This is a genomic window from Lysobacter sp. CA196 (assembly GCF_052078695.1).
Lineage (GTDB): Bacteria > Pseudomonadota > Gammaproteobacteria > Xanthomonadales > Xanthomonadaceae > Lysobacter.
Window position 1 is genome coordinate 14,237 of record NZ_JBQJIN010000009.1, and the last position, 23,090, is coordinate 37,326.

Annotated in this window: 26 protein-coding genes and 1 pseudogene; 7 read left to right on the top strand and 20 right to left on the bottom strand. The window is 67.6% G+C overall.

Annotated features, from left to right (window positions below; all coding sequences use genetic code 11):
- Positions 1-43: 43 nt before the first annotated feature.
- Positions 44-1,087, bottom strand: coding sequence for a cupin-like domain-containing protein (locus tag ACTOWK_RS10365; protein WP_441330094.1), 1,044 nt, complete (start codon positions 1,085-1,087; stop codon positions 44-46).
- A gap of 372 nt (positions 1,088-1,459) precedes the next feature.
- On the opposite strand from ACTOWK_RS10365, the gene ACTOWK_RS10370 reads away from it, so the two are divergent.
- Both ACTOWK_RS10370 and ACTOWK_RS10375 read left to right on the top strand, forming a co-directional pair.
- Positions 1,460-1,933 (top strand): DUF6714 family protein, encoded by a 474-nt coding sequence (locus ACTOWK_RS10370; RefSeq protein WP_441330095.1) that lies wholly within the window; start codon positions 1,460-1,462, stop codon positions 1,931-1,933.
- Between the two features lie 85 nt (positions 1,934-2,018).
- The gene (locus ACTOWK_RS10375; RefSeq protein ID WP_441330096.1) at positions 2,019-2,507 is read left to right on the top strand and encodes a YcxB family protein; all 489 of its coding nucleotides are present in this window, start codon (positions 2,019-2,021) and stop codon (positions 2,505-2,507) included.
- A 237-nt stretch (positions 2,508-2,744) separates the two neighbouring features.
- On the opposite strand, the gene ACTOWK_RS10380 is transcribed toward ACTOWK_RS10375, so the two are convergent.
- From ACTOWK_RS10380 to rlmE, 10 genes are all read right to left on the bottom strand, one after another.
- Positions 2,745-2,936 carry a DUF2065 domain-containing protein gene (locus tag ACTOWK_RS10380; RefSeq protein WP_441330097.1) on the bottom strand — a complete coding sequence of 64 codons (192 nt, stop codon included), beginning with the start codon at positions 2,934-2,936 and terminating at the stop codon, positions 2,745-2,747.
- A gap of 6 nt (positions 2,937-2,942) precedes the next feature.
- Positions 2,943-3,806: a protease modulator HflC gene (gene hflC, locus ACTOWK_RS10385; RefSeq protein WP_441330098.1), complete on the bottom strand. Its 864-nt coding sequence runs from the start codon at positions 3,804-3,806 to the stop codon at positions 2,943-2,945.
- Complete coding sequence (gene hflK / locus ACTOWK_RS10390; protein ID WP_441330099.1) at positions 3,803-4,918, bottom strand: FtsH protease activity modulator HflK; 1,116 nt, start codon at positions 4,916-4,918, stop codon at positions 3,803-3,805. Before hflK ends, hflC begins: the two co-directional genes overlap by 4 nt.
- Positions 4,919-5,061: 143 nt before the next feature.
- Positions 5,062-6,360: a ribosome rescue GTPase HflX gene (hflX, locus tag ACTOWK_RS10395; protein WP_441330100.1), complete on the bottom strand. Its 1,299-nt coding sequence runs from the start codon at positions 6,358-6,360 to the stop codon at positions 5,062-5,064.
- Between the two features lie 41 nt (positions 6,361-6,401).
- A complete protein-coding gene (gene hfq / locus ACTOWK_RS10400) occupies positions 6,402-6,683 on the bottom strand; it encodes an RNA chaperone Hfq (RefSeq protein WP_031374342.1) in 282 nt (93 codons plus the stop codon).
- Positions 6,684-6,865: 182 nt separating this feature from the next.
- A complete protein-coding gene (miaA, locus tag ACTOWK_RS10405; protein WP_441330101.1) occupies positions 6,866-7,837 on the bottom strand; it encodes a tRNA (adenosine(37)-N6)-dimethylallyltransferase MiaA in 972 nt (323 codons plus the stop codon).
- Between the two features lie 755 nt (positions 7,838-8,592).
- Positions 8,593-8,802, bottom strand: coding sequence for a hypothetical protein (locus tag ACTOWK_RS10410; RefSeq protein WP_441330102.1), 210 nt, complete (start codon positions 8,800-8,802; stop codon positions 8,593-8,595).
- Between the two features lie 539 nt (positions 8,803-9,341).
- Positions 9,342-10,244 (bottom strand): dihydropteroate synthase, encoded by a 903-nt coding sequence (folP, locus tag ACTOWK_RS10415; RefSeq protein WP_441330103.1) that lies wholly within the window; start codon positions 10,242-10,244, stop codon positions 9,342-9,344.
- Positions 10,245-10,637: 393 nt separating this feature from the next.
- Positions 10,638-12,545, bottom strand: coding sequence for an ATP-dependent zinc metalloprotease FtsH (ftsH, locus tag ACTOWK_RS10420; RefSeq protein ID WP_441330104.1), 1,908 nt, complete (start codon positions 12,543-12,545; stop codon positions 10,638-10,640).
- Positions 12,546-12,692: 147 nt separating this feature from the next.
- A complete protein-coding gene (gene rlmE / locus ACTOWK_RS10425; RefSeq protein WP_441330105.1) occupies positions 12,693-13,340 on the bottom strand; it encodes a 23S rRNA (uridine(2552)-2'-O)-methyltransferase RlmE in 648 nt (215 codons plus the stop codon).
- 78 nt (positions 13,341-13,418) lie between these two features.
- Between rlmE and yhbY the strand changes: the two genes are divergently transcribed.
- The 3 genes from yhbY to ACTOWK_RS10440 all read left to right on the top strand — a co-directional run bounded on the left by yhbY (position 13,419) and on the right by ACTOWK_RS10440 (position 14,813).
- A complete protein-coding gene (yhbY, locus tag ACTOWK_RS10430; RefSeq protein ID WP_441330106.1) occupies positions 13,419-13,724 on the top strand; it encodes a ribosome assembly RNA-binding protein YhbY in 306 nt (101 codons plus the stop codon).
- Positions 13,725-13,806: 82 nt separating this feature from the next.
- Positions 13,807-14,181, top strand: a complete 375-nt coding sequence (locus ACTOWK_RS10435; protein WP_441330107.1) for an Mth938-like domain-containing protein — start codon at positions 13,807-13,809, stop codon at positions 14,179-14,181.
- Positions 14,178-14,813 carry a D-Ala-D-Ala carboxypeptidase family metallohydrolase gene (locus ACTOWK_RS10440; RefSeq protein ID WP_441330108.1) on the top strand — a complete coding sequence of 212 codons (636 nt, stop codon included), beginning with the start codon at positions 14,178-14,180 and terminating at the stop codon, positions 14,811-14,813. The genes ACTOWK_RS10435 and ACTOWK_RS10440 overlap by 4 nt, the downstream gene beginning before the upstream one ends.
- Before the next feature lie 6 nt (positions 14,814-14,819).
- Here the strand turns inward: ACTOWK_RS10440 and ACTOWK_RS10445 are convergent, their stop codons facing one another.
- From ACTOWK_RS10445 to surE, 4 genes are read right to left on the bottom strand one after another with little or no spacing between them, the layout of a single operon-like run.
- A complete protein-coding gene (locus tag ACTOWK_RS10445; RefSeq protein ID WP_441330109.1) occupies positions 14,820-15,617 on the bottom strand; it encodes a peptidoglycan DD-metalloendopeptidase family protein in 798 nt (265 codons plus the stop codon).
- Between the two features lie 60 nt (positions 15,618-15,677).
- Positions 15,678-16,292: a YqaA family protein gene (locus ACTOWK_RS10450; RefSeq protein ID WP_441330110.1), complete on the bottom strand. Its 615-nt coding sequence runs from the start codon at positions 16,290-16,292 to the stop codon at positions 15,678-15,680.
- Positions 16,293-16,317: 25 nt separating this feature from the next.
- Positions 16,318-16,998: a protein-L-isoaspartate(D-aspartate) O-methyltransferase gene (locus tag ACTOWK_RS10455; RefSeq protein WP_031374354.1), complete on the bottom strand. Its 681-nt coding sequence runs from the start codon at positions 16,996-16,998 to the stop codon at positions 16,318-16,320.
- The gene (gene surE / locus ACTOWK_RS10460) at positions 16,995-17,798 is read right to left on the bottom strand and encodes a 5'/3'-nucleotidase SurE (protein WP_441330111.1); all 804 of its coding nucleotides are present in this window, start codon (positions 17,796-17,798) and stop codon (positions 16,995-16,997) included. Before surE ends, ACTOWK_RS10455 begins: the two co-directional genes overlap by 4 nt.
- A 105-nt stretch (positions 17,799-17,903) precedes the next feature.
- Here surE and ACTOWK_RS10465 point away from each other — a divergent pair, with 105 nt between their 5' ends.
- Together ACTOWK_RS10465 and ACTOWK_RS10470 are read left to right on the top strand one after the other, a co-directional pair.
- A complete protein-coding gene (locus ACTOWK_RS10465) occupies positions 17,904-18,671 on the top strand; it encodes a helix-turn-helix transcriptional regulator (protein WP_441330112.1) in 768 nt (255 codons plus the stop codon).
- Positions 18,672-18,956: 285 nt separating this feature from the next.
- On the top strand, positions 18,957-19,541 hold the full coding sequence (locus tag ACTOWK_RS10470) for a Smr/MutS family protein (protein ID WP_441330113.1): 585 nt from the start codon (positions 18,957-18,959) through the stop codon (positions 19,539-19,541).
- Between the two features lie 52 nt (positions 19,542-19,593).
- Here the strand turns inward: ACTOWK_RS10470 and ACTOWK_RS10475 are convergent, their stop codons facing one another.
- The 5 genes and pseudogenes from ACTOWK_RS10475 to ftsB all read right to left on the bottom strand — a co-directional run.
- On the bottom strand, positions 19,594-19,836 hold the full coding sequence (locus tag ACTOWK_RS10475; protein WP_441330114.1) for a hypothetical protein: 243 nt from the start codon (positions 19,834-19,836) through the stop codon (positions 19,594-19,596).
- Positions 19,837-20,146: 310 nt separating this feature from the next.
- A complete protein-coding gene (gene truD, locus ACTOWK_RS10480; RefSeq protein WP_441330115.1) occupies positions 20,147-21,238 on the bottom strand; it encodes a tRNA pseudouridine(13) synthase TruD in 1,092 nt (363 codons plus the stop codon).
- Complete coding sequence (gene ispF / locus ACTOWK_RS10485; RefSeq protein WP_441330116.1) at positions 21,235-21,714, bottom strand: 2-C-methyl-D-erythritol 2,4-cyclodiphosphate synthase; 480 nt, start codon at positions 21,712-21,714, stop codon at positions 21,235-21,237. Before ispF ends, truD begins: the two co-directional genes overlap by 4 nt.
- A 129-nt stretch (positions 21,715-21,843) precedes the next feature.
- The gene (ispD, locus tag ACTOWK_RS10490; RefSeq protein WP_441330231.1) at positions 21,844-22,533 is read right to left on the bottom strand and encodes a 2-C-methyl-D-erythritol 4-phosphate cytidylyltransferase; all 690 of its coding nucleotides are present in this window, start codon (positions 22,531-22,533) and stop codon (positions 21,844-21,846) included.
- A gap of 174 nt (positions 22,534-22,707) precedes the next feature.
- Positions 22,708-23,079 (bottom strand): annotated as a pseudogene (ftsB, locus tag ACTOWK_RS10495) (cell division protein FtsB); the annotation flags it as partial.
- Positions 23,080-23,090 lie beyond the last annotated feature (11 nt).

The window sequence follows — 23,090 nt, forward strand, 5'->3', positions numbered from 1 at the left end:
CCTCCTTGGTTACCAAGCTCGCTCAGGCTCCGGAATTGGAGCCTCAGGCAAGGTCCTTCGAAATTTCCTTGGGCAGCAGTGCGATCAGTCTTTTGCGTGCGCTCGCCGACATGCCGGCAACAGTGCTCCGGACCGCCGGCAGACCGCCGTAGGCCTTCACCTGCGCCGGGGTAATGGGCTCGTACTCCGTCGCCCCATAGGGCCGATAAGGGCGTTCCAGTTCGGAGTTCAACAGACGGAACACGACGTCGGAAACGTATTGCTTGTGCCACCAGAAGCTGACCGACACGCTCAGCGACATCGACCGCACGTGATGCCAGGTGTTGGACGGAATCAGCACCGCTTCTTCGCTGCCGATCGTCGCGTAGGCGACTTCGATCTGTTCGATGTTCCGGTTCGCTTCGCAGGCCTCGCCGAACAGATCGAGCCGACTGAAGTGGTAGTCCGCCGTCGAGCCCGATCGCTGCGCCATCAGATGGTCGTACTCCGCGGAGACCAGCAACACCTCCTTCTCGCCCTCGACCTGCACCAGCAGACCTTCGATGGGCGCCAGAGGGTGATGGTTATCCTTATGGAACGGCTGCACGCTGCCTTCCGGACCCACCCAGAGATGCGCGAGGACGGCACGGTCTTTCGGGCATATTTCCGGAACCCGCAACATTTTTTCGATTTCCGGCAGAGGTCCAGGCACCGGTACCTGCCTGAGATACAGGCTCTGCGCCTGTGGTGTCGCCGGTGTGCGCATGACGTCCAACGCCTGCCGCAGCGGCATTTTTTCGTAGACTCGATTCAACCTGTGGCCGACTGCGACCTGCAATTCGACATCGCCATACCGGCGACGCAACCATTCGTGACTGATCGAAGCCTCGGCATCGGGCCAGATCCGCATATTGCGGATGACCTTGGCCGGGGATTCCGCGAAATCGCCGTCCTGGCCGCGGCAGGTTTCGAAGGGGACCGTGCCTATCCTGGAGGCCTTGCCGAAGCGCAGACCGCGACGGCCCATCTCGGACAGGGTGAGGGAGTCGCCGAGGGCCGCATCCATGTCAATAACCCATTGATTACTCTGGGCACTTTGCTGGTACAACGCAGTCCATCCGGCAGACCGGTCAAACCTGAGAGGCAAACGCATTCAGACACGCAGAGATCTCCATCCGGTGCCGGTGCCGACTCACGGCTCGCCCAAATCAGGCCGTCTGCCGAAGCGCCGGTTCTTCCGGGAGGTTCCGGCGCTGAGGAACCGGTCATGGATTTCAACGGGAGCCTGCGTTCGCCCGAAGCATTCTGGGATGAGGTGATGAGCGGGTTGCTGCTCCGTCGGCATACTGTGTCGTGCAAGCTGCGCCACTCGACGGTTGTCGTTGCGTATCCCTGCTGCAGATGTCGGCGACGATTAGCTGGCATGGGCCACCTCCATCCCTTGTCGGCCCACTTCAGCGCCGACTCATGAACCTGCGTTATGGACAGCATTCGGGACATCGTCGACCGTGCGTTTCAGGACGGCATCGCCATGCCGACGATGTCGCTGCGCGCCGGCAATGCCCTCGACAGCTACGATGCGCCGCCGCCGTTCGATGCGCACCTGGACCGCCCCGTCGCCAAGTACCTGGAAACCCATCATTGGGGCGTCGCGCATCTCGACCCGATCTCGTGGCGTTACTATCTGCCCGCGCTCCTGCGCCACGCCTTGCTCAAACTGGAGCACCCGGATTCGATGGCGATCGACGCACTATTGAGCTCGTTGCGTCCGCCCGACCGCGACCCGCCCCGCTTCGCCTCGCTGTCCCAGGCGCAAGCGCAAGCGGTCGTCGCGGTGCTGGACGCCCTCGCCTTCGAGGAAGCTTCGGCCTGGAAAGACGAGGCCATCGTCGCACTCGAGGAGTATTGGGCGCCGGGCGCTCACTATCGCGATGGCACCGCCACACGACAGTGACTCGGGCGCGGCGCGTTGGCATCATCGTCTCTGCCAGGCTGGCGCAAACCATGCACGCATCGCGATCCTCCCGCTTCGAGCGCCCATGCATCTTTTGACCCTCACCTATAGCGAACCGCTGCTGCGCCGGGCCGTGCTCGGGTTCTGGTGGCGGGTCGTCGGGCTGCGCTTCCTGATCGCGATGGCGCTCAATGGTGTCGCTCTCGGCGTATTGCTGGCGCAAAGAAACGGCTCCTGGCTGACCGGCCTGATGGCGACCACATTCGCCTTGGGCCTGTGCTTCGTCGTGACGCTTTATCTCTTCCATTACCGCAACTCGTTGCGCAAGTTCAGGGCGATGCGCAACCCGCAGGCCAAGTTCGAGCTTTCCCAGACCGCTTTCAGCCTCTGCGCCGACTCCGGTTCGGCCACTTTGCCGTGGACGGCGGTCGCCGAGATATGGAAGTTCGAAAGCTGCTGGCTATTGCTGTTCTCGAAGGCCCAGTTCGTCACGTTGCCTCTGGCCGACATACCGTCCGACGCTCAGGCGTACATTCTTGAGCGTGTCGGCGCGGCGGGCGGCAAGGTCAGTTGACGACTTACCCGTCCCCCACGCCGTTCGCTGCACCCACCGAGTAGACCCCACCGATGCGCAAGATGATCGTCTTCGTTATCGCCATGTTGGCGTCGACCACGGCAGCGGCCTGCGAGTGTGCGCAACCGCACCGTGTCCGCACGGCGGGCGAAGATAGCGGGCTTGATGCCGGTTAGCGAGTAACTGGGCTCGCGCGACACAGGCCGTGCTCACCGCGGATACGGCCGCAACAAACCCTCACCCGCCCCGCACCACCCACAGCGAAACCACCCCGATCGCCACCACGATGCCGCCCACGATGCGCAGGTGGCGGTCGGGCAAGGCCTGCAGTTGTTCGGCTGCGCGTTTCCAGCCGTTCGGGGCGACGAACAGGAACAGGCCTTCGAGCACTGCGACCAAGCACAGCGCCCGGATCAACTCACCGACCATGCGCGATCAGCGGTCGGACTTGAGGTATTGCAGGAACGGGTCGTCGCGGTCGAGCACGATCACGCTCTGGCCGTCGGCGAAGGACTTGCGGTAGCTCTCCAGGCTGCGCTGGAAAGTGAAGAACGCCGGGTCCTTGCTGGCGGCCTCGCCGTACATGCGGGTGGCTTCGGCATCGCCTTCGCCGCGCAGCCGCTGGGCGTCGCGTTCGGCTTCGGCCAGGATCACGGTCTTGTCGCGGTCGGCGGTGGCGCGGATCGCCTGCGACTGTTCCACGCCTTCGGCGCGCAGCTGGCTGGCGACCTGCAGGCGCTGCGAACGCATCTGGTTGTAGACCGAGGCCAACACGTTGCTGTCCTGCGGCAGGTCGATGCGCTTGATGCGGATGTCCTTGATGCGGATACCCAGGGTCGCGGCGCCCTTGTTGATCGTTTCGAGCTGCTTGCCGATCACCGCTTCGCGATCGCCCTTGACCACGTCGAGCAGGTTCAGCGAGTTGATCTCGTTGCGCAGCGAATCGCGGATGATCGGCGCCAGGCGCTCGACCGCGACCGTCTCGTCGCCGCCGGTGGCCTGGAAGAAGCGGCGCATGTCGTCGATCTGGCCGAGGGCGAAGAAATCGACGCTGACGTCGAGCTTGTCGGCGGTCAGGTAACGCTCCGGCGGCGATTCGAGAATCTGCAGGCGGCGATCGAACACGCGCGCGGTTTCGACCAGCGGCCACTTGAAGCGCAGGCCGGGGCCGATGTCTTCGCGTACCACGGTGCCGAGGCGGAACACGATCGCGCTGTGGCCTTCGCTGACCACGAACACCGAACCCAACAAGGCGAGCAGCAGCGCGATGCCCGCGGCAATCAGGGCGGGAACTCTCATCGGATCACCTCATCGCGGGACTTCGGACGCGCGGGGCGGCCGATATAGGGCACGGTGGACTGCGATTCGGTCGCGGTGACCGGGCTCAGCATTTCCGGCTGGGTCACCAGCGGCACGCTGACCGGGCCCGGCGTGGTCGGCACGCCGCGGTCCATCGGCACGTACAGCACCTGGCGCGAATCGCCGCCGACGATCTTGCGGTTCTGGCTCAGCACTTCCTGCACGGTGTCGAGCCACAGGCGCTTGCGGGTGACGTCGGGCGCGCTCTTGTACTGGTCGACCAGCAGCGAGAAGCGGGTCGCGTCGCCCTGGGCGCGGGCGATGGTCGAGGTCTTGTAGCCCTCGGCCGTGGTGCGCACGCGCTGGGCCTCGCCTCGCGCTTCCGGGACGATCTGCTTGGCGTAGGCCTGGGCCTGGTTGATCGAGGTGGTCTTGTCGGCGTTGGCGCGCTGGGCTTCGTCGAACGCGTCCTTGACGTCGTCCGGCGGGCGCGCGTTGGGCAGGTTGAGCTCGGTCAGGATCAGGCCGGTCTCGTAGTCCTTGAGCGAGGCCTGCAGGCGCTGGCGCACCTGCGCGGTCAGCAGGCTGCGCGCACCGAGCACGGTGTCGAGATCGGAACGGCCGATCTGCTCGCGCACCGCGCTCTGCGCGGCCTGTTTGAGCACGTCGTCGGGCTTGCGCGAGCCGAACAGGAACAGGCGCGGCGATTCGATCCGGTACTGGGCGTTGATCTCGACGTTGACCATGTTGCCGTCGCGGGTCAGCACCGGGATGGTCTCGGTGTAGGCCTGGCTCTGGGTCGCGTTGAGCTTGGTCACGCGCTCGATCGGCCACGGCGCCTTGAAGTGCGGGCCGGGCTGGAGGACGCGCGAGAACACGCCGAAGCGCAGGACCACGCCACGCTCCTGCTCGGTCACGAGCACGAAGCAGTTGAACACCAGCCACAGGCCGATCAGCAGCGCGACCCAGCGCAGGATCCCGCCGCCTCCGTTGCCGAACAAGCCGCGCAAGGGCTCGATCACAGCATCGAGACCGCGACCTTGCGGTTTGCGTTGTCGCGGCGGACGCGGGTTGTCGCCGGAATTGTCACTGCCAGGGGTGTTCCAGGCCATGCCTGCTCCTAAAGGTGTGGGCGCCGGGCGGGACGTCCTGTCCAGCTCGCTGCACCGGCCACGGCTTGCGCCGCGACCGGTCCACAGCGCCGGTTGCGCCGCGGGAGTCCGCACGCAGTCACCCGCGCACGAACCCGTCGATTCTAGGTGGGGGCCTGAACGGCCTCAAGCAAGGGGCGCAATGCTTCGCCGTTGGCCTGGGCGAACAGGCGCTGGGCGTCGGCCACGGCCAGGTCGACCTCGACCAGCCAGCCGTGCTCGTCGGCCTGCTCCGAACGCACCGCGCCGAGCTCGTGCAGGCGTGCGCGCAGGCGCGCGTCCTGCGGCGCGATCCGCACGCTGCCGGCCACGTGACGCAGCTGCAGGGCCTCGCCCAGCGCGCTGCGCAGCAGGTCCAGGCCCCGGCTGTCGCGGGCCGACACCCAGACCCGGCTGCTGTCTTCGCCGGGGCGGTCGATGCGTGGCTCGACCCCGTCGAGGCGGTCGATCTTGTTGAACACCAGCACCTGCGGCAGGTCGCCGGCGCCGATTTCGTTCAGGACCGCGTCGACCTGGGCGATGCGCTCGTCGCGCAGCGGGTCGGCGGCGTCGATCACGTGCAGCAGCAGATCGGCCTCGCGCGCTTCCGACAGGGTCGCCCGGAAGGCGGCGACCAGTCCGTGCGGCAGGTCGCGGACGAAACCGACCGTGTCGGCCAGCACCGCGGCGCCGCCGGAGAGCTCGATCCGGCGCACGGTCGGGTCGAGGGTCGCGAACAACTGGTCGGCGGCGTAGGCCTCGGCACCGGTCATCGCGTTGAACAGGGTGGATTTGCCGGCGTTGGTGTAGCCGACCAGGGCCACCCGCGGCAATTCGCTGCGCAGTCGCGCGCGACGCATCTGGGTGCGCTGCACTTCGACCTTGTCAAGGCGACGCTGCAGCTGCTCCAGGCGCTTCTGCAACAGGCGCCGGTCGGTTTCGAGCTGGGTTTCGCCGGGGCCGCGCAGGCCGATCGAGCCGCCGCGCTGGCGTTCCAGGTGGGTCCAACCGCGCACCAGGCGGGTCGCCATGTGCTTGAGCTGGGCCAGTTCGACCTGCAGCTTGCCTTCCGAGCTCTTCGCGCGCTGCGAGAAGATGTCGAGGATCAGGCCGGTGCGGTCGACCACGCGCCGTTCGAGGAAACGCTCGAGATTGCGCTCCTGGCCCGGCGACAAGGGGTGATTGACCAGGATCAGGTCGGCGCCGCTGGCCTCGGCCGCGGCCTTGACCTCGTCGAGCTTGCCGCTGCCGATCAGGGTCGCCGCGTTCGGGCGATCGATGCGCGCGGTCAGGACCGCGGCCACGCTCGCGCCCGCCGACCGGGCCAGATCGGCGAACTCTTCCAGCAGGTCCTCATCCGGCGGGCCGCCGGCATGAGGCTGGATCAACAGCGCGTGCTCACCCTTGCGCGAACGTTCAAACACAGGTCCGCACCGTCGGCGCGAGCGCCGCCATCGTCATCGGATTACTCAGTTTCGTCGCCGCCGTCGCCATTGTCGCTGCCATCGGCGGACTGCACATAGCCGCCGCCGGGACCGACGCGGACATTACGCGCGGGAACGACGGTGGAAATGGCGTGCTTGTAGACCATCTGACTCACGGTATTGCGCAACAGCACCACGAATTGGTCGAAGGATTCGATCGTGCCCTGCAGCTTGATGCCGTTGACCAGGTAGACCGAGACCGGTACGCGTTCGCGACGCAGCGCATTCAGGAAAGGATCCTGTAGGGATTGCCCCTTAGACATCTTCTAATTCCCCAGCATGTTCTAGTTATTAGGACGGCACGCCCGGCACCCGTGTGGTGCGGAGCACGGCCGTATCGCCGGCTGTTGTCCCCACAGGGCGACCGGCCGATGTTAACGCAAGTGAAAGCAAACATTGCGACCCGGTGCCGGGTTTGCGCGCCCATTCTAAGCCCGGGATGTGCCTACGGCGGGCCGACGCCGGTAAACAGGGCCAGGGCGCGCTCCAGTTCGGCCGCATCGCGCAAAGGATCGAACCAACGCGCGTCAAGCTCGCCGCGCAACCAGGTCAACTGGCGCTTGGCGAGCTGGCGGGTGGCGTAGACGCCGCGATCGCGGAACTCCCGGGCGCCGTATTCGCCGTCGAGATGCTCCCAGGCCTGGCGGTAACCGACCGCGCGGATCGCCGGCAGATCCTGCGGCCGCGGATGCGCCTGCAGCGCCGGCAGCGCGCGCAGACCGCGGACTTCATCGAGAAAGCCCTGGGCGAGCATCTGCTCGAAGCGGCGCTCGATGCGGGCATGCAACACGGCGCGGTCGGCCGGCGCCAACACCAGCTTGAGCACCCGATACGGCAGCCGCGGCACGGCCAGCGAGTCGCGGCGCCAGTCGCTCATGCTGCGCCCGGACAGGCGGAACACTTCCAGCGCGCGCTGGATGCGCTGGGCGTCGGTGGCGTGGATGCGCGCCGCGGCCTCGGGGTCGATCTGCGCCAGTTGCGCGTGCAGGGCCGCCCAGCCCAGCGTTTCGGCTTCGGCGGCGAGTTGCGTGCGGGTGGCCGGGTCGGCCTCGGGCATGGCCGACAGGCCGTGCAGCAAGGCGTGGAAGTACAGGCCGGTGCCGCCGGCGAGGATCGGCAGGCGCCCGCGGCCGGCGATGTCGTCGAGCGCGCGGCGGGCGTCGACCGCGAACTCGGCGGCCGAATACGGCTGCCAGGGCTCGCGCAGGTCGACCAGGTGATGCGGCACGCTGGCCTGTTCGGCGGCGCTCGGCTTGGCCGCGCCGATGTCGAGGCCGCGATAGACCAGGGCCGAATCGACGCTGACGATCTCGCCGCCGAGGCGCTGCGCCCACTCCAGGGCAAGCGCGGTCTTGCCCGACGCGGTCGGGCCCATCAAGGCGATGGCGAGCGGGCGGGGATCGGCGGAAGCGTTCATGCGGGACGGCGGCACGGCGGTGGAGCGAGCCGGCAGCCTCGCACAGGCGCGGGCATCGAGGAAGCGGCGGCTCGGCTGCCCTGCCCGATCCGCGGCCAATCCGCGACCCGATTCGCGCGGCGACGGCGCGCTCCACAGAAGCTGTGGAGAAGCACTGGGGCAAGTCTGTGGACAAGCCCGTCGCGCCCAGGCCTGGCAAGGCATGGCGCTTGTTTGTCGCTTTTTTGACCAGGCGATGACGTTTGTCCACACAGCCTGTGGACAAGCCTGCGGACAGTCTCCGCGGAGCGGGCGCAATCCGTTGCGGCGTAACGCTCGCGATAAGTTTGATCATTTATTGATCACTTATTTTTCTTGACTTGCATCGCATTGTCGGCATCCCGGAGCGACGCCGCTCGACCCACGACGACGACGCGCGCAAGCGACGCGAAGCGCTGTCCACAATCGCTGTGGACAAACCTGCGGACAGACACCGTGCAACCGTGTTTCACGCCTTATGTGACAAGGCCGCGACAAGTTTGATCAATTTTTAGCCACGCGTTCGCGACGAAGAAATTCGCGGGAAATCGCCAGCCAAGACTTGACATCGAAGGCGATGCGGCATCCGGCGAATGCTCGTCGCCGCTATGGACACAACCGGCATGGTGTCGTGTCGCCTCACAACAAACACGCAACCGCATCGCCTGCGGCATGCGTGCGGCGATGTCCACAAAGGCTGTGGACAAAGCTGCGGACAGCGGCGATGGAATCGGGTTTCACGCCTTACGCCGCAAGGGCGCAGCAACTATGGCGAAAATTTGACCACGCACGGAAAGGGCCGAAATCGTGCGGCCACGCATCCCTTCCGGATTGAGCCGGATTGAGCGGGCGATGTGCACATGCGGACCGATGCCGATGTAGACCGCGCAAAATATCCAGCCGAGGCGCAGTTGCGGAAGCTTCGTTGCGCGAAACAGTTCGTGCAATGTCCACAATCGCTGTGGACAAGGCTGCGGACACACGCAGTGGAATCGGGTTTCACGCCTTGTGCCGCAAGGGCGCACGAATTATGGCGAAATTTTGACCACGCACCGCGGGTCGAAGGCCACAGGCCGCTCGCTTCGTCAAACGCTTGACTTCGCGCTGGCGGACGCAGCGCCGGATTGCGGCAGCGACACGCTTCGATGTCCTCGCTGCTCGAAAGCCGGGACCGGCCGCCACCTGCACACGACTCATCGAAACGGCTGCATCGCACCATCCACGATGGCTGTGGACAAGGCTGCGGATAAACTTCATGCAGCGTGTTTCACGCCTTGCGCGGCAAGGCTTTCGCGATCATCGCGATTGTTGAGGATGACAAGGCGCCGATCGGGTGCCGCATCGCTTTCTCACGCCGGCCGCTCAGCCCACAGCGTCAAAGGCCGAGCACTTCAGCGACGGCGGTTTTGCGGACTCTGGTCGCAGACGGCCGCTTCGTTTCAGGTCACCGGGTTGTTCGCGCCGGGCACCGCAGCCGAGAAGACGCTTATTCGTCGTCGGGCCATTTCAGGCTCGGCGCCGACGAAGCCGCGCGCCGCGGCATCGGCTGCGCCGCCACCGCTTCCCAGACCTTGATCGCGTCGACAGTGGCGGCGACATCGTGCACGCGCAGCAGCTTGGCGCCGCGCTGGGCCGCGATCAGGTGCGCGGCGACCGAGCCGTGGATGCGCTGCTGCGCGTCGTCGCGGCCGGTGAGCTCGCCGATGCTGCGCTTGCGCGACAGCCCCGCGAGTACCGGCACACCGAGTTCGCCGAAACGCTCCAACTGCGCGAGCAGGGCCAGGTTGTGGGCGAGGGTCTTGCCGAAGCCGAAGCCGGGATCGACGACGATCCGCTTCTTGGCGATGCCGGCCATCTCGGCGGCGAACAGGCGCTCGACCAGGAAGCGATGCACTTCGGCGACGACGTCGTCGTAGACCGGGTCGGTCTGCATCGAGCGCGGCTCGCCCTGCATGTGCATCAGCACCACCGGCACGCCGAGTTCGGCGGCGGCATCGAGCGCCCCCTCGCGGCGCAGGGCATAGACATCGTTGATCAGGCCGGCGCCGGCGGCGACCGCGGCGCGCATGACCTCCGGCTTGGAGGTGTCGATGCTGATCGGCAGCATGGTCTCGCGGGCGAGGCGCTCGATCACCGGGATCGTGCGCCGCAGTTCTTCTTCCAGCGGCACCTCGGCCGCGCCGGGGCGGGTCGATTCGCCGCCGATGTCGAGCAGGTCGGCGCCCTCCTCTGCCAACTTCAGGCCGTGTGCGACCGCGGCCTCGAGGCGGTCATGAGCGCCGCCGTCGGAAAAGGAATCGGGGGTCACGTTGACGATGCCCATGATGCGCGGGCGGTCGAGAACCAGGCGGCGGCCGTTGCAGTCGAGGGTCGTGGCGAGATCGAACATGGATTCGGGACTCAGGATTCGGGTTGAAGACTCGGGACTCGGGACTCGGGACTCGGGACTCGGGACTCGGGACTCGGGACTCGGGACTCGGGACTCGGGACTCGGGACTCGGGACTCGGGACTCGGGACTCGGGACTCGGGACTCGGGACTCGGGAAAGAGTTTTCGCGCTGCCTCGAGCTTACGCAAGCATTCTGGATGCTTAACTTCGGTCGGGAGCAAAAACATCCACCCGACCTGGATGTCCCTCGAGGCTTTGGCCTCTACCAATCCCGAATCACGAATCCCGGCCAAAAAGAAACGGCGCCCGATTGCTCAGGCGCCGTTCGCTTTGTGCTTTGCCGAAACCCGAGTCCCGAGTCCCGGTGCTTTACCGAGTCCCGAGTCCCGGCCCTTAAGTCTGCGCCGCAGGCCCGCCGATCTGGCTGCCGGGGCGGCCCGGACCCGGGTCGTCCTTGGAGATGCGGCCCGACTTGGCCCAATCGGCCGGCGGACCCGGCTCGCGGCCGGCCATGATGTCGTCGATCTGCGCGGCATCGATGGTTTCGTACTGCAGCAGGGCTTCGGCCATCGCATGCAGCTTGTCGAGGTTGTCCTTGAGGATCTGCGAGGTGCGGCCGTAGGCCTTGTCGAGGATGCCGCGCACGACTTCGTCGATCCGGCGCGCAGTCTCGTTGGACACGTTCTTGTGCTGGGTGACCGAACGGCCGAGGAAGACTTCGTCTTCTTCTTCGCCGTAGGCGATCGGGCCCATCTCGTCGCTGAGGCCCCACTTGGTGACCATGTTGCGGGCCATCTTGGTGGCGCGCTCGATGTCGTTGGACGCGCCGGTGGTGACCTTGTCGACGCCGAAGATCAGCTCCTCGGCGACGCGGCCGCCGTACAGCGAGCACAGCATCGACTCGATGGCCACGCGGTTCATCGAGTACTTGTCGCCTTCCGGCAGGTACATGGTCACGCCGAGGGCGCGGCCGCGCGGAATGATGGTGACTTTGTAGACCGGGTCGTGCTCGGGCACGATGCGGCCGACGATGGCGTGACCGGCCTCGTGGTAGGCGGTCAGCTTCTTCTCGTCTTCGCTCATCGCCATCGAGCGGCGCTCGGCGCCCATCAGGATCTTGTCGCGCGCCTTGTCGAAGTGCTCCATGCGCACGTCCTTGCCGTTCTCGCGCGCGGCGAACAATGCCGCCTCGTTGCACAGATTGGCCAAATCGGCGCCGCTGAAGCCAGGGGTGCCGCGCGCGATGGTCATCGGCTCGACGTCGTCGTGCAGCGGCAGCTTGCGCATGTGCACGCGCAGGATCTGCTCGCGGCCCTTCACGTCCGGCAGGCCGACCACGACCTGGCGGTCGAAACGGCCCGGACGCAGCAGCGCCGGATCGAGCACGTCGGGGCGGTTGGTCGCAGCGATCACGATCACGCCTTCGCCGCCTTCGAAACCGTCCATCTCGACCAGCAACTGGTTGAGGGTCTGCTCGCGCTCGTCATGACCACCGCCGAGACCGGCGCCGCGATGACGGCCGACCGCGTCGATTTCGTCGATGAAGATGATGCACGGGGCGTGCTTCTTGGCCTGCTCGAACATGTCGCGCACGCGGCTGGCGCCGACGCCGACGAACATCTCGACGAAATCGGAACCGGAAATGCTGAAGAACGGCACCTTGGCTTCGCCGGCGATCGCACGCGCGAGCAAGGTCTTGCCGGTACCGGGCGGGCCGACCATCAGCACGCCGCGCGGAATCTTGCCGCCGAGCTTCTGGAACTTGGACGGATCGCGCAGGAACTCGACCAGCTCGCCGACTTCTTCCTTGGCCTCGTCGCAGCCGGCGACGTCGGCCAGGGTCACCTTGACCTGGTCCTCGCCCTGCAGCTTGGCGCGCGAACGGCCGAAGCTCATCGCACCCTTGCTGCCGCCCTGCTGCATCTGGCGCATGAAATAGACCCAGATGCCGATGAACAGCAACCAGGGCAATACGTTGATCAGGATCACCACCAGCGACGGGCTGCTCGACGGCGGCGTCTGCTCGGTCACGACCTTGTGGTTGATCAGGTCGTTGATCAGGTAGGGATCGCGGGTGCTGTAGGTCGTGAACTTGGTCCCGTCCTTGCGCGTGCCGGTGATCGTCGTGCCGTCGTCGGAGATCTTGACCTCCTTGATGACGTCGGTCTGGACCTGATTGATGAACTGGTCGTAGGCCAGCGCATCGGTGCCCGGCGTACGCGGGCCGAACGCCTGGAACACCACCATCAGCACGACGGCGACGATGACCCAAAGCAGCAGATTCTTGGCCAAATCGTTCATGTATTTCCTAGCCTGCGGCCCTGTGGGGCCTCGTGTCCTCCGACGCCTCTTGCGCCGGCGGTACCGCTCAGATTGTCACACCACCGCTCGCCGGACACCTGCCAAAAGCAGGCGGGTCGGCCGGCCGCCGGCCCGATGCCTTGGCGTTCAGGTCGGCGTGGCCCGCTTGCCCTGCGCCAGCGCGTACACCTCCGGGGATCGCTTGCGCGAGGCCGCCGGCTTGCGGATCGAGACCTTGGCGTAGCGACGGCGCAGTTCCCGCACGTAATCGTCGAAGCCCACACCCTGGAACAGCTTGATCAGGAAGGTACCGTCGACCCTTAGGTGCCGGTCGGCGAAATCCATCGCCAGCTCGGAAAGGTGCATCGCCCGCGGCAGGTCCACCGCATCCACACCGCTCATATTGGGGGCCATGTCGGACAGCACAAGGTCCACCGTCTGCCCGGCCAGGGCCTGCTCCAGCTGGGTTAAGACCTGGTCCTCGCGGAAATCGCCGAGAATGAACTCGACCCCGGCCAGGCCGGGCATCTCCAGGATGTCCAGGGCGATGATCCGGCCCGGCTTGGCGGCGTTGAGGCGGTACAGCTCCTGGCGGACCCATTGCGACCAGCCACCCGGGGCGGCGCCCAGGTCGACCACGACCATGCCCGGCTTGAGCAAGCGGTCGCGCTCGACCAGCTCCTCGAGTTTGTAGGCGGCGCGCGAACGCAGACCTTCGGCCTTGGCCTTCTTTACGAAGGGGTCTGAGAAGTGTTCCTTGAGCCAGCGTTGGCTGCTTTTGCTGCGGGTCGCCATGTGCGGGCGGCCGTCCCGGTGGGGGTTGGGGACGCCATGATACCCTGAGCGCCCCTCCCGCTCCGTTCGTGTGACCCAATGCCCACCCTGCTGACCTCCGCCCAGACCCGTTTCCTGCGCGGACAGGCCCACGACCTCAAGGCCATGCTCCAGGTCGGCGGCAAGGGCATCACCGATGCGCTGGTCGCCGAGGTCGATAGCGCCCTCGAGCACCACGAGCTGATCAAGATCAAGGTCGGCGCCGAAGACCGCGATGCCCGCGACGCAGCCATCGCTGAGATTGCCGAGCGCACCGACGCTGCCCTGGTCCAACGCATCGGCCATACCGCCGTGCTGTACCGCCCGAGCAAGGAAAAGCGCCAGATCGTCCTGCCGCGGACCTGATCCGGTCTGCCGCCGTCGCCGGCCCGACCGGCCCGCAACGCGCGGCGCTCGCGCCCGCCCCGGCCTCACATCGCCTGCCGCCATGCTACTGACCCTGGAACGTCCCGATCACGAGTTCTTCCTGCGCGGCGCCGACGGCCAGGTCGCGCTGGTCAACGATCGCCGCCTCGAACGCAGTTTCATCCTCGCGCCGAACCGGCTGATCGAAGACTGGCCGGTGCGCGACGTGAAGACCCTGACCATCGAGGACCTGGCGCTGGTGTTCGCGCTGGAACCGGAATTGATCGTGCTCGGCTGCGGCGCGACCCAGGCGTTTCCGCCGGCGGCGACCCTGGCCGCCTGTCTCGGCCGCGGTGTCGGCCTGGAAACCATGACCAACCCGGCCGCCGCACGCACCTTCAACGTGCTGGCCGGTGAAGGCCGGCGCATCGTCATGGGGTTCGTGCTCGGCGCATGAGCTTCGCTGCGCCCCGCTCGCGGTGGCCGGCACCTCTGATCGTCCCAAGCCTGGCGATTCTGGCGATGCTGCTCGCCGCCTGCGCCCCGCCCTCGCCGGCCGAGCGTTACCAACATTGGCTCGGCGACGGCCATCAGGCTGCGGTCGAGGAATACCGCGGCTATCTGCACGCCCACGGTGCCGCCGGATTCGTGCCGATGAGGCAGTTGCTGCGCAGCGGACGCCGCTGGCGCGTCTGCGGCGCCCCCGAGTTCGCGTTGCCGCCGAAACCGGCCTGGCCGGATACGGTGCGGACGCTGCGCCTGATCGGCGAACTGCGCCGTGCCGGGCTGCTGGCCGGTGCCGAGATCAATTCGGGGTACCGCGACGAGGCCCTCAACCGCTGCGAAGGCGGCAGTTCGCGCAGCCGGCACATGAGCGGCGGCGCCTACGATTTCGACTTGGCTGTCGACGCCCCGACCCGCGAGTTGTGCGCATTCTGGCGCCGTCGCGGCGGCGCGACCGGCTTCGGTCTCGGCTTCTACGACCGCCGTCATCTGCACATCGACGCAGGCGGTTTCCGCACCTGGGGCGAGGATTTTTCGCGCAAGACCTCGCTGTGCCGGCTTACCGCGACAGCCCGGCCGGGCTGAAGCCGCTTACTTCGCCGGCAGGTACAACAGCGGGTCGACCGGCTTGGCGTTGTAGCGCACCTCGAAATGCAGCATGTCGCGCGCGGCGCCGCTGCGGCCCATCTCGGCGATCTGTTCGCCGGACTTGACCACCTGGCCTTCGTTGACCAGGCGCTTGCGGTTGTGGCCGTAAGCCGACAACCATTGTTCGTTGTGCTTGACGATGATCAGTTCGCCGTAACCGACCAGGCCCGTGCCCGAATAGACCACCACGCCGTCGGCGGCCGCGCGTACCGCGGCGCCGCTGGAGCCGGCGATGTCGACGCCCTGCTTGGTCGGCTCGTTGGCGACGTAGCGGCTCAGCAAGGGGCCGTCGGCCGGCCAACGCCAGCGGATGCCGCTGTTGATCGGTGCGGCGACCGGCGCCGGCGACGTGGGCCGCGGCGCGCTGCCGCCACTGCTCGACGGCGTGCCCGCCGAGGGGCGACTGCCGCCGCCGCTCGATGGGTACAGGCGCAGACGCTGGCCGGGGTAAAGGGTGTACGGCGGCGAGAGGCCGTTCCAGGCAGCGAGGTCGGCGACCTGGATGCCATTGTTGGTAGCGATGCGGTACAAGCCTTCGCCGCGCTGCACGACGATGGTCGCGCCAGGCTTGGGCCTGGACGGACGCGGCGGCGCCGGACGCGCCGAGGGGCGCGACGGACCGCGGCTGGAATGACCGCGCGAAGGCTCGCGGACCACCGTGCTCGAACAGCCGATCAGGGCAAGCGCGGCCAGAACGCAGGCGGCCATCGCCAGGGTCGGGGTCCGGGTCGTCTCGATCATGCGCATCCTCTTGCAGCGTCCATGTTCCGGTGTTTCGTCATTGCGGGGTTCGCAGCGGCCTCAGCCCTGCTGCGAGCGCCATATCAACCAGACTACGGCGGCCGCGATGATGGCCGTGGCAATCCAGCCGATCGGCTCGATGTAGCGTCGCAGCGTCGCCTCGGCGCGTTCGCCGCCGATGCGGATCGCCAGCGCCAGCAGGAACACCCGCTTGCCGCGGCCGATCAACATGCTCAGCACGTATTGCAGCATAGGCACGCCGACAATACCCGACGCCCAGGTGAACACCTTCATCGGGATCGGCATGAAACCGCCGAGGACCAGGAAGGTGAATACCGCCCACGGCGACTCGACCATCTTGGCCTGGACCGTGGCGATGCCGGCCTCGATGCCGGCGAGCATGCCCATCGCCGCGAACACCGGCTTGAGCGCCTCGAAGGCGTAATGGCCCAGGGCATAGCCGACAAGCGCACCGGCCATCGAGCCGATCAGGCTCAGGGTCGCGAACCAGAACGCGCGTCGCGGCGCGCCGACGCACATCGGCGCCAGCATCACCTCGGGCATGATCGGGAAAATGATGGCTTCCACGAAGCTCAAGCCGGTGAGATAGGCCGGCGCGTGGCGATGCCGGGCCCAGGTCAGCGCGCGCTCGTAGAGCGGACCGAAGATCTTCAAAAGCGAACCCCTGTCGGGTGAGGTGTCAGTCGATCATGCCCGACAGCAATGGCACGAAGACCACCGGCGCGAGCGTGTGTTGGCTGATGTTGCCGTCGGCGTCCTTGCGCAGCTTCAACAGCGACTGCGAGGAGGAGGCGCCGACCGGCGCGATCAGGGTGCCGCCGACGGCGAGCTGGTCGGTCAGCGCGTCGACCAGCGCCGGCGCGGCCGCGGTGACGATGATCGCGTCGAAGGGGCCATTCTCGGGCCAACCGATGCGGCCGTCATCGTGCTTGCTGCGCACGTTGAGACCGAGTTGGCGGAATCGCTTGCGCGCGGTGCGCAGCAACTCGCCGATGCGTTCGACGGTATGCACTTCCAGGCCGAGTGCGGCGAGGATCGCCGCCTGATAGCCCGAGCCGGTGCCGATTTCCAGCACTTTGCCGGGTATGCCGTCTTCGAGCAGCGCCTCGGTCATCTTGGCCACCACCCAGGGCTGGGAAATGGTCTGGCCGTGGCCGATCGGCAAGGCGGTGTCTTCGTAGGCGCGCATCGCCAGCGCTTCGTCGACGAACAGATGGCGCGGCACGGTGCGGATCGCGTTGAGCACGCGCTCGTCGCGGATGCCGGCCTCGCGCAGGCGCTCGACCAGGCGGTCGCGCACGCGCTGCGAGGTCAGGCCGCTGCCGATCGCCTCGGGCTGCAGACGCATGCGCTGGATCATGCGACCGACTCCGGCGCGCGCGGCTCCGGCTGCGCCAGCGCGTCGGCCAGACCGCCGACCCAACTGGCGACCTGGTCGAGCGCCTGGTAGCGGGTCAGGTCGACATGGATCGGGGTGATCGAGATATTGCCGGTGCGCACCGCCTGGAAATCGGTGCCGGGGCCGGCGTCCTGCTCGGCGCCGGCCGCGCCGATCCACCACCACTGGCGGCCGCGCGGGTCTTGTTGCGGGGTGCAGGCTTCGGCGCGATGGCGGTTGCCCAGGCGGGTGACTTCGAAGCCGGCGATCTCGCTCCAGGGCAGATCGGGCACGTTGACGTTGAGGATGGTGTCGGCCGGCAGCGGATCGGTGCGCAGGCGGGCGATGATCTCCACCGCCGCGCGCGCCGCGGTTTCGTAGTGGCGGCCGACGTGGTCGGCGGTCGCCAGCGACATCGCCACCGCGGGCAGGCCCAGGAAGCGGCCTTCCATCGCCGCGGCGACGGTGCCGGAATAGATCACGTCGTCGCCGAGATTGGCGGTGTTGTTGATGCCGGAGACGACGATGTCGGGCTCGACTTCGAGCATGCCGGTGATCGCCACGTGGACGCAGTCGGTCGGCGTGCCGTAGACGCGCCAGGTCGATTCGTCGAGCTTGTGCACGCGTACCGGCATGTCCAGCGTCAACGAATTGCTGGCGCCGGAGCGGTCGCGATCGGGAGCAACCACCAGCACCTCGTGACCTGCTTCGCGCAGCCCCTGAGCGAGGATGCGAATGCCGGGTGCGTCGACGCCGTCGTCGTTGCTGACCAATACGCGCATGAGGATTCCGCAATCAAAGGCAGGATGATACCCGATCTGGCCCGGGGGTTCGGACGGGCGCCGGGCGTTAAGATGGGCGCCATACCGACTGAATGCAGGCAAGGCATGCAGTATTGGGAGCATATCGATCGCGTGTTTCGCGCCCAGTCGCTCGACGAGGTGAAATCGACCACGTCCGCCTATACCAGGGCGCTGGGGTTTCAGCATCATGGCTATGCGATGAAACTGCAGGAGCCGACGCTGCAGCCCGGCCTCGGCAGCGGGGCGTCGGACGACTTCTTTTTCTTCGAGGACTTCGCCAGCGACTGGTCCAAGACCTATCCCGGCCTCGCCTCGGCCCAGGCCGAGCGCTCCGACCCACGCATCATCCAGGCCCGCGAAGGTCTGCCGGCGGCGTCCTGGAACTGCCGCGGCCAGACCAGCTACGAGCTCGGCGCGCGGGTCTATCTGCGACAGCGCACACGGCGCACGCTGGAGATCGCCGGCGAGCACGGTCTGCGCGGCGGCATCACCGTGCCGAGCTGGTCGCAGGGCATGCGCTGGTCGTTCATGACCTTCACCCACACCGCGATCGTCGACCCGCGCGAGATGATCCCGACGGTCGCCTCGGCGGTGTATTTCGTCAGTTGCATGCAGGCCACGCTGGATCGGCTGATGCGGCAACGGCAGACGCTGCCGACCGTCAGCGAACGCGAACGCGAAGTGCTGCGCTGGTCGGCGATCGGCAAGACCTCGTGGGAGATCTCGATGATCCTGCGGATCAGCGAGCGCACGGTGAATTTCCACTTGCAGCAGGTGGCCCGCAAGCTCGGCGTCAAGGGCCGCCGCGCCGCTTGCGCGCGTGCGGTCGCCTTGGGCCTGATCTTTCTGTAACCGCCTCGTCGTGACCGTCGCGAACGCGAGCGACGAGGCGCGCTCCGGGCGCTGGTCGTTGGCCGCACCGGTCCCACCCGATCACCTGTCTGTTCTTACAGGCCGGCCGCGCATGCGCGCTCGCCCATGCTGAACTGGATGCACGCGGTGTTCGCTGACGCATGCGCGCCGCACGGCGCGAGGGGACTTCGCGGCGCGCACCGCACCTTGGTTTTTCCCCGGTGCCGGCCCGATACCGACGGGCCGCAGGTCCCAAGGATGGGCCGGGGCTTTTATGCTGTGCCCATGACGCCCCCACCCGACCGTCCCGACGACGACAGCGACGACAGCGACGACGCGGCCCTGTTCCGTGCCGCGATCGGCGAAGTCCGCCGCCTGCCCGATGCGCCATTGCCGCCGACCGCGCCGAAGCCGCGTCCGCGTGCGCGCATGGCCGAGCGCGACGAGGCCGCGGCTCGCGAAGAGTTCCGCCATGCCCTGGAGGAAAACCTGCTCGAAGCCGGCGATGCGCTCAGCTATCGCCGCAACGAGCTGCCGCCGCGGGTGTTCGCGCGGCTGAAGCGCGGCGAGATCTCGGCCCAGGAGGAGCTGGACCTGCACGGCAGCCCGGTGCGCGAGGCCGAGGCGCTGCTGCGCGCCTTTCTCAACGATGCCCGCGAACACGGCGTGGGTTGCGTGCGGGTGATCCACGGCAAGGGGCGCGGCGGCGGCAACGACTTCGTCGACAGCCGCGGCCTGCCGGTGCTCAAGAATCTGGTCGACCGGATGCTGCGCCAGCGCGCCGACACCCTGGCCTTCCACTCCGCACCGCCCGCGCAGGGCGGCACCGGAGCGGTGCTGGTACTGCTGGCGCCGCGCAAACGGCGCTAAGCCCCGGGTCCGAGCTTAGATCCCGCCCTTCGGCTCGGGCCCGTCGGCGCCGTCACTCTTCCTGATGCCCGCCCATCGTGCGGCGATCCGGCGGATTGACCCAGACCACTTCGATGCCGCGACGCTTGGCGAGGCGCTCGACCGCGCTGACGTAACGGTCGTCGCGGCTCATGCCGGCGATGGCGTGCTTGGAGACCGAGGGTTCGGCATAGCTGCTTCTGGTCTGGGTCCCCGCGCATGCGCACAGGCCCAGCACCGACAACGACAGGACGGCAATACGCAACGTAGCGTTCATGACCCGACTCCCTGACGCGGTGGAGTCCGGCGGCGGTTCAGCGCGGCCGGACGGCAACCGGCACGTGCCGGCTGTCACCTTCGGCTTATACGCCGGCCGGAAACGTGAACCAGTGCCACCGCATGGCACCCGACGAACGGTCGCTTTCGACGGCCGAAAGCGGCGAAAACGCCGGCGAATTCGTTATCCCGGGCTAATCGCCGGCGGCGCTCGCAGCGATTGCGCGAGCGCCGGCTTCGTGGGTGCGGACTTCATGGATGCGGACTTCACGAATACCGGATTGCGGGGCGCAGATTCCGCGAGCGCGGGGTCAGGCAGGCCCGGAGCGGATCTCGCCGAGCTCGGCCAGGACCACGGTGGCGTAGGCGCCAGCCGGCAAGGCGAACGACACCTCCAACGCACCGTCGTCGAGCCAGCGCCAGGCCAGGCCGTCCGGGCGCAGGCGCAGCGCGCGACGCTCCTGATCGAGCCCCGCCGCTTCCAGGCCCGCACGCAAGGCCAGCGCCTGCTCGCCTTCGAGCGCGGCCAACTCCAGCGTGCGCACCTCGTCGGTGCTGCGCAGCTCGCCGCGCCCCCACAAGGGACCGCTGGGATGGATGTCGAAAGCGGCCAGGCGCTGCGCGAGCGTCTCGTTCCAGGCTTCCGGACCGAACACGCTGCGGCTGCCGGCCAGGGCCCAGACCTCGCCGATGAGCGACGCGCCGTTGCGCAAGCCGTCCCAGCTGCCGTCGGCCACGCGCACCGCAAGGGCTCGATTGAACAGTTCCGAGCGTGCCGCCGACAGCAACAGACTGCGTTGTTCGCGACGCACCCGGCGCCCGGCGAACATCGCCAGGGCATTGGCGACATTGTCGCCGTCGCGTCCGAAACGCTGTTCGCCGAAATAGTTCGGCACGCCGCGCGCCACGATCTGCGCCAGGCGTGCGTCGATCGCTTCGCGTTCGCCTCGAATCTCGCGCAGGGTCAGTACGAAACGATTGCCGGCCAAGGCGCCGCGCGGCAGTTTCTTCGCATGCCACTGGCTGTCGAGCACGCGCAGTTCGTCGTCCTGCAGGCTCGCCAGATCGGGCGCGACGCGCTTGGGCAGATGCACGCTGAAGCGCTGCACGGTGACCGCATGCCGGTCCTTGAGCCCGGCGTAGCCGATCCCGACTTCGCCGATGCCGGCCCAGGCGGCGATGCGCTTGGCCGCGAAGGCGGTGTTCATGCCGCGCTTTTCCACCGTCAGCAGCAGATGCTCGCCGCTGCCGCTGGCGGCGAAACCGGGCAGTTCCTCGACCCGGAAATCCTCGGACGAGGTGCGGATGCGCGCACCGAGCACGGCCGCGCCATGGGCACGTGCCAACGCTGCGTCCTGCTCGGAACCGCTCTGCGCCAGGTCGTCGCGCGAATCCTCGCTCATGCCGACACCAACAGGCAGACCGCCATCGCCGCGATGCCTTCGCGGCGGCCGGTGAAACCGAGCTGTTCGCTGGTGGTGGCCTTGACGCTGATCGCATCGAGTTCGACGCTGAGATCGGCGGCCAGCGCCTCGCGCATCGCCTGCGCATGCGGGCCGACCTTGGGCCGTTCGCAGACCACGGTGACGTCGGCGTTGCCGAGCTTGTAACCGCGTTCGGCGATCAACACTTGGCAATGACGCAGGAACTGGCGGCTGTCGGCATCGCGCCAACGCTCGTCGCTGGGCGGGAAATGCTGGCCGATGTCGCCGAGCGCGAGCGCGCCGAGCAGCGCATCGCACAGCGCGTGGATGACCACGTCGCCGTCGGAATGCGCGACCACGCCGCGGTCGTGCGGCACCCGCACCCCGCCGAGCATGATGTGGTCGCCGTCGCCGAATGCGTGGACGTCGTAGCCTTGGCCGATGCGAATGTTCATGAGTGGACCTGCGGTAAAGGAGTGAGCGAAGAGGAGTGAGCAGTGAGCGGAAGCAGGAGCAGGAGCGCTGGGCGCCAGCATGCCGCGCTTTCGCTCACTGCTCACTCCTCTTCACTCGCTTGCATCTCCTCAGATTTTGTTTAGTAGGTATTCCGCCAACGCCAGATCCGCTGGCGTGGTCACCTTGAGATTGTCCTCGCGGCCTTCGACCAGATGCGGTTTCGCGCCGATGCGTTCCATCGCCGAGGCCTCGTCGGTGACGATCACGCCGGCCTGCGCGGCCGCCTCCAGCGCCGCGGTCAGGGCGCCGCGACGAAAGGCCTGCGGCGTGAACGCGCGCCACAAACCGTCGCGCGGCTCGGTGGCGGCGATGCGGCCATCGGCGGCGCGCTTCAAGGTGTCGCGCAAGGGCGCGCCGAGAATCGCGCCGTCGGCGCTGGCTTCGGCGGCTGCGATCAACAGGTCGAGGTCGTGGCCGCGCAGGTTCGGCCGTGCCGCATCGTGGACCAGCACCAATGCTTCATCGCCGACCTCCGCGGGCAGCGCGCGCAAGGCCGCCAGCACCGAGTCGGCGCGTTCGCCGCCGCCGATGCAACGCAGCACCGGCTTGCCGTGCAAGTCGGTCCAACCCGGCCACAGGCTGTCGCCCGGCGACAACGCGACCATCGCCCCGGCCACGCGCGGGTGCGCGAGCAAGGCGTTCAAGGCGTGTTCGATCAGCGGCTTGCCGGCCGCCTGCAGATACTGTTTCGGGGTCGGCCCGCCGAAGCGCTGGCCGCGGCCGGCGGCAGGAATCACGGCCCAGATCATGCGTCGTATCCCTTGAAAAAACTCAGGCGCGAATGCGTCGCCGCGTTCATCGCCTCAATGCGCCGGCCGCTCGCGCACCGGTGCCGGCGGCTCGGACGGAGCCGGTTCGGGCGCCGGTGGCGGCAATTCGCTCGGCGGTTCGTCGACCTGTTCTTCCAGACTCGATTCGTCCGGCGTGGCCTGCTCGCCCGGTGCCGCGCCGTTCTGCACTGCGCTGACCGCCGCGGCCGCATTCGCACCCGGCGCCTGCGGCTTGGCCTCGACCACGCGATAGAAGGTCTCGCCGGGCTTGATCATGCCCAGCTCGCTGCGCGCGCGCTCCTCGACCGCGGCCTCGCCGGACTTGAGGTCCTCGACCTCGGCGGCGAGCGCGTCGTTGCGTTGCTGCAGCCCCTGGTTCTCGCGGGTCTGGCCGTCGACCTGGGCCTGCAGCGCGGCGACGCTGCCGCCGCTGCCGCCGCCGGCCCACCACAGCCGATACTGCAAAAACGCGAGCAGCGCCAGCAACGCCAGTACCAGCACGCTCAGCCAGCGCTTGCCCGTGTTCTCGGCCATGGCGACTCAGC

Excerpts from the sequence above, each read along its gene's own strand:
- ACTOWK_RS10370 (WP_441330095.1), top strand. The coding sequence starts at position 1,460 with ATGGACAGCATTCGGGACATCGTCGACCGTGCGTTTCAGGACGGCATC.
- ACTOWK_RS10375 (WP_441330096.1), top strand. The coding sequence starts at position 2,019 with ATGCATCTTTTGACCCTCACCTATAGCGAACCGCTGCTGCGCCGGGCC.
- ACTOWK_RS10380 (WP_441330097.1), bottom strand. The coding sequence starts at position 2,936 with ATGGTCGGTGAGTTGATCCGGGCGCTGTGCTTGGTCGCAGTGCTCGAA.
- hflC (WP_441330098.1), bottom strand. The coding sequence starts at position 3,806 with ATGAGAGTTCCCGCCCTGATTGCCGCGGGCATCGCGCTGCTGCTCGCC.
- hflK (WP_441330099.1), bottom strand. The coding sequence starts at position 4,918 with ATGGCCTGGAACACCCCTGGCAGTGACAATTCCGGCGACAACCCGCGT.
- hfq (WP_031374342.1), bottom strand. The coding sequence starts at position 6,683 with ATGTCTAAGGGGCAATCCCTACAGGATCCTTTCCTGAATGCGCTGCGT.
- miaA (WP_441330101.1), bottom strand. The coding sequence starts at position 7,837 with ATGAACGCTTCCGCCGATCCCCGCCCGCTCGCCATCGCCTTGATGGGC.
- folP (WP_441330103.1), bottom strand. The coding sequence starts at position 10,244 with ATGTTCGATCTCGCCACGACCCTCGACTGCAACGGCCGCCGCCTGGTT.
- ftsH (WP_441330104.1), bottom strand. The coding sequence starts at position 12,545 with ATGAACGATTTGGCCAAGAATCTGCTGCTTTGGGTCATCGTCGCCGTC.
- rlmE (WP_441330105.1), bottom strand. The coding sequence starts at position 13,340 with ATGGCGACCCGCAGCAAAAGCAGCCAACGCTGGCTCAAGGAACACTTC.
- yhbY (WP_441330106.1), top strand. The coding sequence starts at position 13,419 with ATGCCCACCCTGCTGACCTCCGCCCAGACCCGTTTCCTGCGCGGACAG.
- ACTOWK_RS10435 (WP_441330107.1), top strand. The coding sequence starts at position 13,807 with ATGCTACTGACCCTGGAACGTCCCGATCACGAGTTCTTCCTGCGCGGC.
- ACTOWK_RS10440 (WP_441330108.1), top strand. The coding sequence starts at position 14,178 with ATGAGCTTCGCTGCGCCCCGCTCGCGGTGGCCGGCACCTCTGATCGTC.
- ACTOWK_RS10445 (WP_441330109.1), bottom strand. The coding sequence starts at position 15,617 with ATGATCGAGACGACCCGGACCCCGACCCTGGCGATGGCCGCCTGCGTT.
- ACTOWK_RS10455 (WP_031374354.1), bottom strand. The coding sequence starts at position 16,998 with ATGATCCAGCGCATGCGTCTGCAGCCCGAGGCGATCGGCAGCGGCCTG.
- surE (WP_441330111.1), bottom strand. The coding sequence starts at position 17,798 with ATGCGCGTATTGGTCAGCAACGACGACGGCGTCGACGCACCCGGCATT.
- ACTOWK_RS10465 (WP_441330112.1), top strand. The coding sequence starts at position 17,904 with ATGCAGTATTGGGAGCATATCGATCGCGTGTTTCGCGCCCAGTCGCTC.
- ACTOWK_RS10470 (WP_441330113.1), top strand. The coding sequence starts at position 18,957 with ATGACGCCCCCACCCGACCGTCCCGACGACGACAGCGACGACAGCGAC.
- ACTOWK_RS10475 (WP_441330114.1), bottom strand. The coding sequence starts at position 19,836 with ATGAACGCTACGTTGCGTATTGCCGTCCTGTCGTTGTCGGTGCTGGGC.
- truD (WP_441330115.1), bottom strand. The coding sequence starts at position 21,238 with ATGAGCGAGGATTCGCGCGACGACCTGGCGCAGAGCGGTTCCGAGCAG.
- ispF (WP_441330116.1), bottom strand. The coding sequence starts at position 21,714 with ATGAACATTCGCATCGGCCAAGGCTACGACGTCCACGCATTCGGCGAC.